Origin of the sequence: Solibacillus silvestris (genome assembly GCF_051967575.1) — a bacterium.
Classification (GTDB): Bacteria; Bacillota; Bacilli; order Bacillales_A; family Planococcaceae; genus Solibacillus; species Solibacillus silvestris_B.
In genome coordinates this window covers 29,087-42,619 of sequence record NZ_JBQCJW010000015.1, presented here as the reverse complement: position 1 = coordinate 42,619, position 13,533 = coordinate 29,087, and the positions used below count along the sequence as shown (strand labels likewise).

Genomic DNA, 13,533 nt, shown 5'->3' with positions numbered 1-13,533 from the left:
TCATATAGCTTTTGCGAAAATAATCATGACAAAAAAGCTATGTTAAAAGTTGCTTTGGCTTTTAACACAGCTTTTCCATCATTTTAAATTTCGATGTGCTTCTTCGACAATTCGGCCAAAATCCGTAAAGGCATCCACTTGCTCTCCGTCATGCGGATTGTACAGATGGAATAAAAATTCAATATTGCCTTCTCCGCCTGTTATTGGGGAATAGGACGCATCTTTTACAATAAAACCAAGCTCTGTCGCCATTTTTGCGGTTTCTTCCAAAACAGCCAGATGAACTTTCGGCTCACGGACAATACCTTTTTTCCCTACGTTTTCCCGACCTGCCTCAAATTGCGGCTTTACAAGGGCCATTACATCTCCGCCCTGCAGCAAAACCGTTTTCAAAACCGGCAGAATAAGAGATAAGGAAATAAACGAAACATCTATTGTCGCGAAATTCGGCAAGCCCTCCACTAAATCTTCTGGCTTTGTATAGCGGAAATTCGTTTTTTCCATAACGGTTACACGCTCATCCGAACGAATTTTCCATGCAAGCTGATTGGAGCCGACATCTAATGCATAGCAATGCAGCGCCCCATTTTGCAGCGCACAATCCGTAAAGCCGCCTGTTGATGAACCAATATTCCAGCATAAGCTTGCCTTCCACGGCCATATCAAAAATTTCAAGCGCCTTTTCGAGCTTTAGTCCGCCGCGTGATACATATTTTAATTGCGAGCCTTTTACCTGGAGCGGGGCATCAATCGAAATTTTCTCGCCTGCTTTGTCAATGCGGACCTCATTTGAAAAAACTAAACCCGCCATGATGGACCGTTTAGCCTTTTCGCGTGTTTCGCATAAACTGCGCTCAACAAGCAATACATCCACTCGTTCTTTTTTTTGCTTAGTCATTCTCCATTAAACCCTATCCGACTGTTTTTTCGGTACGAGCTGTGTAATGCGTCTCACCGCTTCTTCAGCCGTCACGTTTATTTCTTCCAATAATAAATCTACTTCCCCATGCTCTATAAACTCATCAGGAATACCAATTCGATCGATTTGTATATTGCGGTATTGCTTATCAAACGCAAATTCTAATACCGAACTGCCGAAACCGCCTTGCAGCATTGTTTCTTCAATCGTTAAAATCGGTAAATTCGCCTGCATAATTTCATGCAGCATCTCCTCATCCATTGGCTTGATGAAGCGCGCATTCACAACACGAACGGAAATGCCTTGTGCAGCCAATTGCTCAGCAGCATGCAATGCCATTGGGATCGTCGTGCCGAATGTTAAAATCACCGCATCTGTTCCTTCACGCAATACTTCCCATGATCCGATTGGAAGAGCTTTCATTTCCGCATCCATCTCTATCCCTAAACCGTTGCCGCGCGGGTAGCGAAGTGCGATCGGACCATCATTGTACTCAAGCGCTGTTTTTACCATATGCTGTCCTTCATTTTCATCTTTTGGCATCATTAATACGATGTTTGGTATGTGACGCAAAAATGAAATATCAAATACCCCTTGATGTGTTTCTCCATCCGCTCCAACCAATCCTGCACGGTCAATGCCGATAAATACATTCAGATTCGGGCGTGCGATATCATGCAGCACTTGGTCATAAGCGCGCTGTAAAAATGTTGAATAAATCGATAAAAACGGTTTCATATGCTGTGTTGCAAGACCTGCTGCCATCGTTGTCGCATGCTGTTCTGCAATCCCGACATCAAAGAAACGATTCGGGAAGTCCTTCTGAATCCCTTCAAGCTTCGATCCTACTGGCATTGCCGGGGTGATCGTTACAATGCGATTATCTTCCTTCATGCATTTACGCACAGATTCCGCTATTAAGCTGCTCCATGCAGGACCTTTTGTGGAAGATTTCACGAAGGCACCCGTTTCCATTTTATATGGACCTGTGCCATGCCAAGTACCGATTGTATCGTCTTCCGCAGGTTTGTAGCCTTTACCTTTTTTCGTAATGACATGAACTAAAACAGGACCTTGCACTTTTTTCGCATAGTCCAATGTTTTCTCCAATGACTCAAAATCGTGGCCGTCAATCGGACCTAAATATTTGAATCCTAATTCCTCAAAGAACACACCTGAAACAACTAAATACTTCAAGCTGTCTTTCACACGTTCTGCAGTAGCAGCCAGCTTATCGCCAACCATCGGAATTTTGTGTATTAATGATTCCAAATCTTCCTTCGCACGCGAATATTCCTTAGCCGTACGCAGTCGTCCTAAAACATCATGCAATGCCCCAACGTTCGGTGCAATCGACATTTCGTTATCGTTTAAGATGACGATCATATTCGTTTTTTCATGGCCGATATGATTGAGTGCTTCAAGTGCCATCCCGCCAGTCAGTGCACCATCACCGATTATCGGAACAACAAAGTTTTTGTCCCCTTTAATATCTCTCGCTGCAGCCATACCCATCGCTGCAGATAAAGATGTGGAACTATGCCCTGTTTCCCACATATCATGCTCGCTTTCAACAAGCTTCGGGAAACCGCATAGCCCCTTGAACTGGCGTAATGTATCAAATTGACTTGCACGGCCTGTTAAAATTTTGTGGACATATGCTTGGTGTCCGACATCCCATAAAAATTTATCCTTTGGACTGTTAAAAGCTTTATGCAATGCAATCGTCAGCTCAACAACACCTAAGTTCGGGCCGATATGACCACCTGTTATCGAGCATTTTTCGATCAGAAAAGCGCGAATATCTCCGGCTAGCGCTTCAAGTTGCTTTTTATTCAAGTCTTTCAAAAAGGATGGACTAGAAATTTTCGTTAAATCCATCTCATCCACACACCTTTTCATCAGTTTATTCACCATTGTGATTTTTCTATTATATCAATGTACAACCCAAGACAAAAGTTTAACACATTTTAGTTACTACGTCTCACAATATACTGTGCAAATTGTTGAAGTAATGACGTATCCGTGTCAATTTTCCGCAATGCTTCAATCGCCAAATGATAATGTTCATCCAGCTTACGTTTTGCACCATCCAATGTAAGTAATGCAGGGTATGTACTTTTTTCGCTTGCAACATCTTTTCCAGCTGTTTTCCCTAGCTGTTCCGAAGTTCCTTCAATATCTAAAATGTCATCCTGGATTTGAAATGCTAAACCGATATGATGCGCATACTCTACTAACGCTTTGCGATCCGCCCCGCTTGCGCCTGCCAAAACGGCGCCCGATTCGATGCTAAAACGCAGTAATGCCCCTGTTTTATTTACATGAACCGTTTCAAGCTCCTGTAAATTCAATAAACGTTTTTCCCCGTCCATATCCAGAATTTGCCCGCCGACCATTCCTTCAGCACCCGCGGCAATGCTTAATAAGTTCACAAGTTCAATTCGCTTTTCTGCAGAAATCGTATCCATTCTTGCGATGACCCCGAATGCGATTGTATTTAATGCGTCTCCTGCCAATGTCGCCAATGCTTCACCGTATACGACATGGTTTGTAGGCTTTCCTCGGCGTAATTCATCATCATCCATGCAAGGTAAGTCGTCATGGATCAACGAATATGTATGAATCATTTCAACAGCCGAGCCAACCGTGTAGCTTGCTTCAAGAGATTGTTTATACATTTCGCAAACCGCTGAGACAAATAACGGGCGAATTCGCTTTCCTCCCGCTTTCAAAGAATAGAGCATTGATTCTTTCAAATGGTCAGGTGCCTGAATTTTTTCAACAAGTCCGTACATTGTTGCTTCCACTTGCGGAATATTACGGGCAATAAATTGCTTTAATGCGTTTTCCATTAGTTAGTCTTCCCCATTTCCTTGTTGGAAAGCTTTCTTTTCACCATCTTCTCCAACGATTGAAATTAATTGCTGTTCTGCATTTTGCAGTGTATCATGACAAAGCTTTGAAAGTTCCATGCCTTTTTTATAAAGATCGATCGCTTCTTCCAACGGGACATCTCCTTGTTCAAGCTTTCGCACAACTTCTTCTAATTCCGTCATTGCAGTCGCAAATGTTGGTTTTGTCATTTCGGTTCTCCTTCCTTTTGCTCCTGTTTTTTCGTAACTTCCGCCTCAACGAATCCATCATGGAATGTTACATGAATAACGTCTCCCTTATTCAGCTCACGGATTGATTTTACTACTTTTTCTTCTTTATATGCCACGCTAAAGCCTTTGCTCATCAGACTAAGAGGGTTGAGGGCTTCCAACATGCGCAGTTGATTCGTGAACATTACTTTACTTTTCGCGAGCTCCTGCTGCATCACATTCGTTAATTGTTCTGTGCGATGCGCCAATTGCTGTTTCGCCGCTGTCAATTGGTGCAGAGGCGAATATAATTTCATTTTGCTATCGATTGTTTGCAGCTTTGATTTTTCGTTCATCATATAAAGCTTTGCTGCATTTTGCAGCGCGGAATCCATCTGCACAAGCCTTTCAATAAAAGGACGATATAATCGCTCAGGTGTTGCAAGCGGATACGAATTTCGCAATTTCGTTAAGCGGTTGCGCTCAAAATTCAGACGTGACGTCATCATTTGATGCATTATTGACTGGTGGTGCAAAATTTGCTGATAAAGCTGCTGCTGGTTTGGTACTGCCAATTCCGCCGCCGCTGTTGGCGTAGGCGCGCGCAAATCCGCGACAAAATCGGCAATCGTCGTATCTGTTTCATGACCGACTGCACTAATAATCGGAATGCGGCTCTCAAAAATGGCGCGTGCAACAATCTCTTCATTGAACGCCCATAAATCCTCGATCGACCCGCCGCCGCGTCCGACGATCAGCACATCGCATAGAGCATGCCGATTCGCCAAATAAATATTTTCTGTTATGTTTGGAGCCGCGCCAGCACCTTGCACAAGTGTCGGATAAATTAATATTTCCGCCTGTGGATAGCGACGTTTAATCGTCGTGCATATGTCCCGGATTGCAGCACCGGTTGTAGCTGTTAATATACCAATCGTTTCCGGGAATTGCGGAATGGGCTGCTTAAAATCGTCGTTGAATAAACCTTCCTTCTGCAAACGTTCCTTTAGTTGATTAAAGGCGACGAACAGCCCGCCAATACCATCCGGCTCCATCGTTTGAGCATATAATTGATACACGCCACTCGCTTCATATACATTAACATCCCCGCGAATAAATACTTTCATCCCTTCTTCAGGCTTAAATGAAAGTTTCGAAGCCTGTGTACGAAACATTGTTGCGGTAATACGTGCACTGTCGTCTTTCAATGTAAAGTAAATATGTCCCGAGCTATGCAGTTTCACGTTCGAAAGCTCCCCCGTTACATATACATCACGTAAATGCGGATCGGCATCGAATTTTCGCTTAATATATTTTGTTAATGCTTTCACGGATAAATAGGAAGTCGATGTCATAAACGTATTTGCTCCTTCACGGTGGTTTTTATGTTTTACTGCTGTTTAGGAAAAACAGCTTTTGCGCCAAATAGTGTAAATATATATTTTTTCTTATGTATGGTTCGTTGAAATCCTATACTTTCTTATCCATCAAGCTAAAAATCACGATTTTGATCTACATCAAAATCGTGATTTTTGAAGTTAGATTATTTCGCTTGACGTTCTAACTCTTTTTCAGCTGCCTGTACGGTATTTTCAAGCAGCATCGTAATCGTCATTGGACCGACGCCGCCTGGTACTGGGGTGATATGTGAAGCGATCCCTTGCACATCATCAAAATTCACGTCACCACATAAACGATTGTTCTCATCTCGGTTTATTCCTACATCGATGACAACAGCGCCTTCTTTAATATGTTCACTCGTAATGAAGTTTGCTCGTCCAACAGCAGCAATTAAAATATCCGCCTGCTTTGTATATGACGGCAAATCAGGTGTCTTGGAATGTGTATATGTAACGGTTGCATCTTTTTGCAATAATAATTGCCCCATTGGTTTACCGACAATATGGCTGCGGCCAACAATGACTGCGTGTTTTCCTGCAACATCAATTCCTGAATGTTCCAGCAGTTTCATCACTCCATAAGGCGTACATGGCAAGTATGTATCTTGTCCCAACATCATTTTCCCGACACTTACCGGTGAAAAGCCATCTACATCTTTCGCCGGGGAAATGGTCTGAATCACTTTATGTTCATCGATATGCTGCGGTAATGGGAGTTGAACAAGAATACCGTGAATATCTGGACGATCATTCAATTCACGAATTTGTTGTAGTAAAGCTTGTTCTGAAATATCTTCCGGAAGTTTAACAAGTTCTGAAAACATTCCAATTTGCTCGCAAGACTTTTGCTTGTTTGCAACATAAGTTTTAGAAGCTGGATTGTCCCCTACTAATATGACCGCCAAACCAGGTGTTACCCCTTTTGCTTTAAGTGTTTGCACACGGGCAGCGACTCCTGTTCGAATTTCTTGACCGATTTCTTTACCATTAATAATTGCACTTGACATGTTGTTGCTCCTTCCAGTGATTACGACAATTTGGAAGGTTGCCATATATGCTGCAAATCCACGATAATCAACGCATCAAATTGCGGCAACCTGCCAATTTAAATCTTCATATATTAATCTTCATAGACTTGAATACATTTATTGATTTGATTGCTCAGTAAATTTCGAAAGTACGCCATTGACGAATTTGCTTGATTTTTCATCACCAAATGTTTTGGAAAGCTCGATTGCTTCGTTCATTACCACTTTGTTTGGTGTTTCCGTATCATACAGCAATTCGTATACGGCTAAACGTAATATAGTTCTCTCAATTTTTGGTAGACGATTTAAAGTCCATTTTTCTAGTTTTTGCTCTAGCGCTGCGTCAATTGCTTCCAAGTTATCAGTTGTCCCGTGAACTAATTGCTCTAAAAAGGCATTCGATTTTTGTTCTTCTTCAAGAACGTGACCAATCGCCTCTTCTGCCGATAGTTCTGTGCTGTCTAACTGAAACAAAGCTTGTAACGCTTTTTGGCGCGCCTCAGTTCGTTTCATAAATTAAAGCTCTCCTTCATAAGTAGCATTACTTGTTATCATAGCATATTTTCGTTGTCATAGCACAGTTTGAATGAAAATTTTCGGTCGTTAAAAGAGAATTGCATATTCTGCGGAAAAATGGTGGAATTTGCAATAAAAAGCGACATGTTCGAGTTTTGCAACATGTCGTTCTTCTAATTAACCGCATAAAAGTTTCGGCTACGGCTTAATTGTTTTGAAGCGGAATCATGAGAGTCCCTGTTTCCCGCTTGCTATTTTCCGTTCCGGGGAATTCGAATAAATACGTTATTTGTTCTGACGATTCTTTTAATACGAAAAATTGGAAATGCTCCATGTTTTGCAGAAAATATTTAATGTCCTGCATCGCCATGAGCTCGCCTACCGCTTCATAATGACCTAGTGCTTGCTTGAAATAGGCGGTAATTAATGTTAAATCTTCTTCATTTGCTAAGCGAATATAATCTTTACTCATATATTAAAAAACTCCTCAACTAGACTGTGTAATATTATAGCATATTTTCATATATGTGAGGAAAATACCCAATACTAGAGGAAATCGCCTATTTGAATGCTTGTGCGGCTTTTACCGCTTTATGCCACCCCGCAAATAATGTTTCCCGTTTTTGCTCTTCCATTTTCGGCTCAAACTGATTATCCAGCTGCCAATGCTGCTGCACTTCGTCAAGGTTTTCCCAAAATCCGACTGCAAGACCAGCTAAATATGCCGCTCCGAGTGCTGTCGTCTCATTTACGGATGGGCGCTCTACAGGCACATTTAAAATATCGGCTTGGAACTGCATTAAAAAATCGTTCATTACCGCTCCGCCATCGACACGCAATTTTTTTAAATCAATCCCTGAATCGGATTCCATCGCTGAAAGCACATCTCTCGTTTGATAAGCCAGCGATTCTAATGTCGCGCGGATAAAATGCTCCTTCGATGACCCACGCGTTAATCCGAATACAGCCCCACGCACTTCACTGTCCCAATACGGTGTACCTAGACCAACGAAAGCGGGAACGACATATACACCATCCGTATCTTTTACTCTAGCTGCATATGCTTCACTTTCAGCAGATTTTCTGAACATCCGGAGCCCATCACGCAGCCATTGTATCGCCGAGCCTGCGACAAAAATACTTCCTTCCAGCGCATAAGTTACTTTCCCGTCATAGCCCCATGCAATCGTCGTAAGCAGTCCATGCTCTGATTTCACCGCTTCTTCTCCTGTATTCATGAGCATGAAGCAACCCGTACCGTACGTATTTTTCACCATTCCCTTTTCATAGCAAGCTTGACCGAATAAAGCTGCCTGCTGATCTCCGGCAATGCCCGCAATCGGCACTCGATGCCCGAAGAAATGATTTCCCGCAATTTCCCCGTAAATCTCGGAGGATGGCTTCACTTCCGGGAGCATCGATTGAGGGACCCCTAAAATCTCCAATAGCTGTTCGTCCCATTTCAATTCATAAATATTATACATCAATGTACGGGATGCATTTGAGTAATCAGTTACATGCACAGCCCCTTCTGTTAACTTCCAAATAATCCATGTGTCAATGGTGCCGAATAGAAGATTTCCCGCTTCCGCCTTTTCGCGTGCACCTTTCACATTGTCCAATATCCACTTTACTTTCGTACCCGAAAAATAGGCATCAATGAGCAAGCCGGTTTTTTTGCGAAATAATTCATCATAGCCCTCTTCTTTTAAATTATCGCAAATTTCGGCTGTTTGGCGTGATTGCCAAACGATTGCATTATAAACGGGTTCACCTGTGTTTTTATCCCATACAACGGTCGTCTCCCTTTGATTTGTAATGCCTATCCCTTCAATTTGCGTCGCTTTGATATTTCTTTCGGATAACACTTTTGCGATGACCGATAAAATGGAACTCCATATTTCCTTCGCATTATGCTCGACCCAGCCCGAATTAGGGAAATATTGCTTAAACTCTTGCTGGGCAGTATAGACAATATCCCCTTTTTTATTGAATAAAATGGCACGCGAGCTTGTCGTACCTTGATCTAACGCCATTATATATTTTTCCATTATGTGATCTCCTTTGCAACGGATTTTGGGTTTGCAACAAACGCTGCTATACAAATTATGATGAATAGTGCAGCAAAAATCCAAAACATCATTGTACTTTCCCCTAAAAAGAATTGTTTATAAAATAACGCGCCTGTTGTCCCTCCGATAATCGGTCCAATGACAGGCACAAACGCATACGACCAGTCAGAATCCCGCTTATTCGGAATCGGCAATAAAAAATGGGCGATGCGCGGGCCTAAATCACGCGCTGGATTAATCGCATAGCCAGTCGGGCCACCTAAACTCATGCCGATTGCGATGACAAGTATGCCGACAAGCAATGGATTGATGCCGTCTGCTAACGTATTGCCGCCTAAAGCTAGTATCCCAAGCAGTAATATGAATGTTCCTATCATCTCAGTGACAATATTCGATAATGGATGGCGAATCGCTGGAATCGTCGCAAAAACGGCTAATTTCGCATCCGCATCTTCTGTTTTTGGCCAGTGCGGCAAATATGCAAAATACACGACTATAGCTCCGACTACTGCCCCGATCATTTGGGCAAGAATATACATCGGAACATCGGCCCATGCAAATTGCCCGATTGTGGCAAACGCAATCGTTAAAGCCGGGTTTAAATGGGCGCCGCTTATTCCCCCCACTGTATAAGCGGCGATTGCAACGGCGAAGCCCCAGGCAATCGTAATGACGACCCAGCCTCCATTTTCGCCTTTGGAAAATTTCAGCAAAGAGCTTGCGACAACACCACCGCCCAAAATAATTAAAATCATCGTTCCTACTAGTTCCGCCAAAAAAGTCGACATTCATTTCGCCTCTTTTCTCTAGGATATTGTTACGTCTTTTAGTGCATGTTCCAATTGCTGCATATGCTGCTGTTTTTGTTGTTCGTCCCATTTTAAATATTTAGCCATTTCTTCCAATACGAGGACTTTATACTGTCTTACATAATGAATATTAAATAGCAGCGCACCTGTACGGCGGATAAAAAAATCAGCCGGTGTACATGCACATTCGTCATTCATCGCATAGTAGAGCTGGCCATAAACAATCGGAGGCAAATCTCCTTTAGCATGTGAAATATAATCAAACACTTTATCTACATTTGTGCCGTAGAATTTCGCTAAATATCGGCTCTCCTCCTCCGTTAAGCCGAGCTGCTGCCCAGTAATCGTCCGTTTAGCGACAAAGCGATCGAAAAATTTAGAGCCGCTCATTTCCCCTCCGGAAATCGGGAGGTGCTTTGTGATCGATTTGCCGTATGTTTGCTGAAATTGGTCGTTCAATTGTTTCACGACAAGATCCACTATTTTTTCCGCCATTTTCCGGTAGCCTGTCAGTTTTCCGCCTGCAATCGTAATAAGTCCGCTTTCCGATTGCCAAATTTCGTCTTTCCTTGAAATTTCAGAGGGGCCTTTTCCTTCTTCATGGATAAGCGGCCTTACCCCTGCCCATACCGATTCAATTTTTTCTTCCGTAAGCTGCAACTGCGGGAACATATAATGGATTGCATCTAAAATATATTGGCGATCCTCCTGTGTCACCTTTAACTCTTTTGGATCCCCCTCATAAAAAGTATCTGTCGTCCCTACATATGCTTTTCCGTCACGGGGAATCGCAAAAATCATCCGGCCATCTTTTTCTGTATCGAAATAAATGGCCTGCTGCAACGGAAAATCATCCTCATCAAAAACGAGATGCACGCCTTTTGATAAAATAAGATGCTTATTATCCAGCTCCCCGTCCAGTTTTCGAACTTCATCCACCCATGGCCCTGCTGCATTGACTACTCTCTTTGCGCGAACAGCATATTGTTCCCCTGTCAGCTGATCTTCCACCGTCACTTTTGAAAACGCTAAATTATCCGCTTCAAACCCGACTACCTTCAAATAATTCATCGCAACCGCCCCATTGGCAACAGCTGCTTTCATGACTTCAATTGTAAGTCGCGCATCATCTGTACGGTATTCAACATAAACACCGCCGCCGAGCAAACCGTCCTTTTTAATAAGCGGCTCACGGGCAATCGTTTCGTCAGCGGACAGCATAAAGCGTCTTTCGCCTTTTTTTACATTTGCTAAAATATCGTATACTTTCAATCCGAGCGCTGTCGTAAACGAACCAAATGTCCCCCCTTTATGAAAAGGAAGCAGCATCCATACAGGTGTTGTCACATGCGGTCCATTTTCATAAACTATAGCCCTTTCACGACCCAGCTCTGCCACCTCTTTTATTTCGAACTGCTTCAAATAACGCAAGCCGCCATGCACAAGCTTTGTCGAACGACTGCTCGTTCCTTCGGCAAAGTCCTGCATTTCCGCCAAACCTACCTTTAAACCGCGTGTTGCTGCATCAAGCGCAATACCAGCACCTGTAATCCCGCCACCAATAACAAAAAGATCAAACGTTTCTTCCTGTAATATTTTTTTCACACGATCTCGTCCAGCTGCAGAAAAATTTCCCACACCGTTCCCTCCTTACCTAATAGCACTGTTAGTCTATACCCTATTTTCCCCATGTTCGTAAACGTAAATTCATAAAAGTTTGGAAAATTAAGAAGATATTCGTTTTTTAACGATATAATGTGTAATCAAATGCTTTACTTCGTCAAAACACTTATTCATGCCTAAAAATAAAAATAAAAAAACCGAGCTTTATCGGAAAATAAGCTCGGTTGCATATTCATATTATTCTGCGTCTTTTGCCGTTTCGAACTGAATACCTGTAATGTGGATGTTCACTTCACTCGTTTCGATTGCTGTCATATTCAAAATCGCTTGTCGAATCGTCGTTTGCACTTCTTTTGCCACTTTCGGGATCGCAAAGCCATATTTTACTGTGCAAAAAACATCAATGACAATATTGCCCTCTTCGGACATTGCCGATTTGATGCCTTTTGAATGCACTTTCTTACCGAAACGCTCTGCTACTCCAGATGCAAAATTCCCGCGAGTCGCGGCAATTCCTTCCACCTCTGTCGCCGCAATACCTGCGATCACTTCAATTACTTCCGGCGCAACTTCAATTTTCCCCAACTCTTCTTTGCCAACGGGTGTTGGTTGTACGAATGCTACTTGTTGTTTCTCAGCCATTTGCGATACATCCTCTCTTATGTAAACTCATGGATTTCTAACACTTGTTACTTTAAATCCTTATGTTCAGTATACTACAATTATGCGCTTCATGTAGGATGGAAGCGCCTTTTTTTACTATTTAAGCCGTTCCCTTTAATCGCTCCAACCAAATTGCCCTAAGTTTGGATCGACCAATTTTATATCATATTCTTCGCAATAATGCTTTGCAACAAACAAAATATCTTGTCGCACTTGCAGCATGAGTTCTGTGTCATTTGTATCAACAAAATAACGGATGAGGATGCGGCAACTATTTGGTCTTAATTCATCCATCGCAACATGAATGACTTTTTTCATAGTTTTCGGATGAAGTGCGATTTGTTCCCGCAAAGTTTCCACGAATTTTACGATCATTTCCTCGCTGTTTTCATTGGACACATACAGGAAATGCTCAACTTTCCGCTGTGTGCGCTTTGATAAATTGTAAATTGGGCGATTTACTAAATAAGAGTTCGGCACATATACCGTCCCTTGATCAGATGTTTGGATAAGCGTGCTTCGTAAATTTATATCCTCTATCGTGCCATCGATTTTCTCATCGCCGGTCATAACCCAATCACCAATTTGAAACGGCTTATCAAGTGCAACACTCATCCCGCCGAAAATATGGGCGAGCGTATCGCGAATCCCGAAAGCCAATGCCACCCCTGTCAATCCTATAGCCGTTAAAAAGCCGTTTAAATTAAAATTCCACAATGACGCAATCGTAAACATTGCGATAATCATCACTGCCACTTTACTGATCCGCAGGAAAAACGGCGTTAAAATGTCCTGGTCTTTCCCTGTTTCAAACCGATTGGGATTTTTCAAATAGAAGCCGAGCACATCATAAAGCGCTTTAAATGCAAAAAACACATACACTGAATCAATGTATACAGCTAGCTTTGCATTATCGAATAGCCAAACCTCCACCAATAACGATGCCGCCACGACAATCAAACTGAAAATAAGCGCGTTGCGAACGGAGGGATAAACATTCTTCGTTATATCGCTCATGACCGGATGATTTTTCTTATCCAATAAATCCGCTAACTTAAATATCAATGGTCGGACAACGAATCGAATGATAAGCAAGCCGACGACTATGATTCCAATGGCGGTAAATCCATCTGCCAATGTCGGTACAGTAACGGATGGGATGAGCCATTTAATCGATTCCCACATAACTTCACCTTCTTTACTACTTTGCGAAAAAAATCATACCATGTGTTTATATAAATTGACTATATCCCTCATGCTTTTTGTATTTTATACTTTTCGCATTGCGTAATAAGACGATGAAGATGCTCTGCGGTTTCAAGTCAATAATATTACAGAAGAATGTATAAAAAATCGTTTATTTACCACGAGAAATTTTGAAGCGTTCCTGCTTGCGGACAATATTGTCCAAACAAAA

General features: G+C 42.3%; 12 protein-coding genes and 1 pseudogene. All 13 read right to left on the bottom strand.

Annotated elements, in window-relative coordinates; all coding sequences use genetic code 11:
* Positions 1-78 precede the first annotated feature (78 nt).
* The 13 genes and pseudogenes from ACTHOQ_RS11090 to ACTHOQ_RS11030 all read right to left on the bottom strand — a co-directional run bounded on the left by ACTHOQ_RS11090 (position 79) and on the right by ACTHOQ_RS11030 (position 13,301).
* Positions 79-898: pseudogene (locus ACTHOQ_RS11090) on the bottom strand (TlyA family RNA methyltransferase).
* Positions 899-904: 6 nt separating this feature from the next.
* Positions 905-2,800: a 1-deoxy-D-xylulose-5-phosphate synthase gene (dxs, locus tag ACTHOQ_RS11085; protein WP_440496208.1), complete on the bottom strand. Its 1,896-nt coding sequence runs from the start codon at positions 2,798-2,800 to the stop codon at positions 905-907.
* Between the two features lie 89 nt (positions 2,801-2,889).
* On the bottom strand, positions 2,890-3,774 hold the full coding sequence (locus ACTHOQ_RS11080) for a polyprenyl synthetase family protein (protein WP_440496207.1): 885 nt from the start codon (positions 3,772-3,774) through the stop codon (positions 2,890-2,892).
* Positions 3,775-3,777: 3 nt separating this feature from the next.
* Positions 3,778-4,005 carry an exodeoxyribonuclease VII small subunit gene (xseB, locus tag ACTHOQ_RS11075; RefSeq protein WP_008404237.1) on the bottom strand — a complete coding sequence of 76 codons (228 nt, stop codon included), beginning with the start codon at positions 4,003-4,005 and terminating at the stop codon, positions 3,778-3,780.
* A complete protein-coding gene (gene xseA / locus ACTHOQ_RS11070; RefSeq protein WP_440496206.1) occupies positions 4,002-5,360 on the bottom strand; it encodes an exodeoxyribonuclease VII large subunit in 1,359 nt (452 codons plus the stop codon). Before xseA ends, xseB begins: the two co-directional genes overlap by 4 nt.
* A gap of 188 nt (positions 5,361-5,548) precedes the next feature.
* Positions 5,549-6,412, bottom strand: coding sequence for a bifunctional methylenetetrahydrofolate dehydrogenase/methenyltetrahydrofolate cyclohydrolase FolD (gene folD / locus ACTHOQ_RS11065; RefSeq protein WP_440496205.1), 864 nt, complete (start codon positions 6,410-6,412; stop codon positions 5,549-5,551).
* Between the two features lie 138 nt (positions 6,413-6,550).
* Positions 6,551-6,946, bottom strand: coding sequence for a transcription antitermination factor NusB (gene nusB, locus ACTHOQ_RS11060; protein ID WP_440496204.1), 396 nt, complete (start codon positions 6,944-6,946; stop codon positions 6,551-6,553).
* Between the two features lie 208 nt (positions 6,947-7,154).
* Positions 7,155-7,421 carry an aminopeptidase gene (locus ACTHOQ_RS11055; protein WP_440496203.1) on the bottom strand — a complete coding sequence of 89 codons (267 nt, stop codon included), beginning with the start codon at positions 7,419-7,421 and terminating at the stop codon, positions 7,155-7,157.
* A gap of 88 nt (positions 7,422-7,509) precedes the next feature.
* Positions 7,510-9,000, bottom strand: a complete 1,491-nt coding sequence (gene glpK, locus ACTHOQ_RS11050) for a glycerol kinase GlpK (RefSeq protein WP_440496202.1) — start codon at positions 8,998-9,000, stop codon at positions 7,510-7,512.
* On the bottom strand, positions 9,000-9,809 hold the full coding sequence (locus ACTHOQ_RS11045) for an MIP/aquaporin family protein (protein WP_440496201.1): 810 nt from the start codon (positions 9,807-9,809) through the stop codon (positions 9,000-9,002). Before ACTHOQ_RS11045 ends, glpK begins: the two co-directional genes overlap by 1 nt.
* An 18-nt stretch (positions 9,810-9,827) precedes the next feature.
* Positions 9,828-11,468 carry a glycerol-3-phosphate dehydrogenase/oxidase gene (locus ACTHOQ_RS11040; protein WP_440496200.1) on the bottom strand — a complete coding sequence of 547 codons (1,641 nt, stop codon included), beginning with the start codon at positions 11,466-11,468 and terminating at the stop codon, positions 9,828-9,830.
* 222 nt (positions 11,469-11,690) lie between these two features.
* Positions 11,691-12,095, bottom strand: a complete 405-nt coding sequence (locus tag ACTHOQ_RS11035; RefSeq protein WP_440496199.1) for an Asp23/Gls24 family envelope stress response protein — start codon at positions 12,093-12,095, stop codon at positions 11,691-11,693.
* Between the two features lie 135 nt (positions 12,096-12,230).
* Positions 12,231-13,301, bottom strand: a complete 1,071-nt coding sequence (locus tag ACTHOQ_RS11030) for a mechanosensitive ion channel family protein (protein ID WP_440496198.1) — start codon at positions 13,299-13,301, stop codon at positions 12,231-12,233.
* Between the last annotated feature and the right edge of the window lie 232 nt (positions 13,302-13,533).

Excerpts from the sequence above, each read along its gene's own strand:
- xseB (WP_008404237.1), bottom strand. The coding sequence starts at position 4,005 with ATGACAAAACCAACATTTGCGACTGCAATGACGGAATTAGAAGAAGTT.
- ACTHOQ_RS11035 (WP_440496199.1), bottom strand. The coding sequence starts at position 12,095 with ATGGCTGAGAAACAACAAGTAGCATTCGTACAACCAACACCCGTTGGC.
- ACTHOQ_RS11055 (WP_440496203.1), bottom strand. The coding sequence starts at position 7,421 with ATGAGTAAAGATTATATTCGCTTAGCAAATGAAGAAGATTTAACATTA.
- folD (WP_440496205.1), bottom strand. The coding sequence starts at position 6,412 with ATGTCAAGTGCAATTATTAATGGTAAAGAAATCGGTCAAGAAATTCGA.
- ACTHOQ_RS11045 (WP_440496201.1), bottom strand. The coding sequence starts at position 9,809 with ATGTCGACTTTTTTGGCGGAACTAGTAGGAACGATGATTTTAATTATT.
- dxs (WP_440496208.1), bottom strand. The coding sequence starts at position 2,800 with ATGGATTTAACGAAAATTTCTAGTCCATCCTTTTTGAAAGACTTGAAT.
- ACTHOQ_RS11030 (WP_440496198.1), bottom strand. The coding sequence starts at position 13,301 with ATGTGGGAATCGATTAAATGGCTCATCCCATCCGTTACTGTACCGACA.
- glpK (WP_440496202.1), bottom strand. The coding sequence starts at position 9,000 with ATGGAAAAATATATAATGGCGTTAGATCAAGGTACGACAAGCTCGCGT.
- xseA (WP_440496206.1), bottom strand. The coding sequence starts at position 5,360 with ATGACATCGACTTCCTATTTATCCGTGAAAGCATTAACAAAATATATT.
- ACTHOQ_RS11080 (WP_440496207.1), bottom strand. The coding sequence starts at position 3,774 with ATGGAAAACGCATTAAAGCAATTTATTGCCCGTAATATTCCGCAAGTG.
- nusB (WP_440496204.1), bottom strand. The coding sequence starts at position 6,946 with ATGAAACGAACTGAGGCGCGCCAAAAAGCGTTACAAGCTTTGTTTCAG.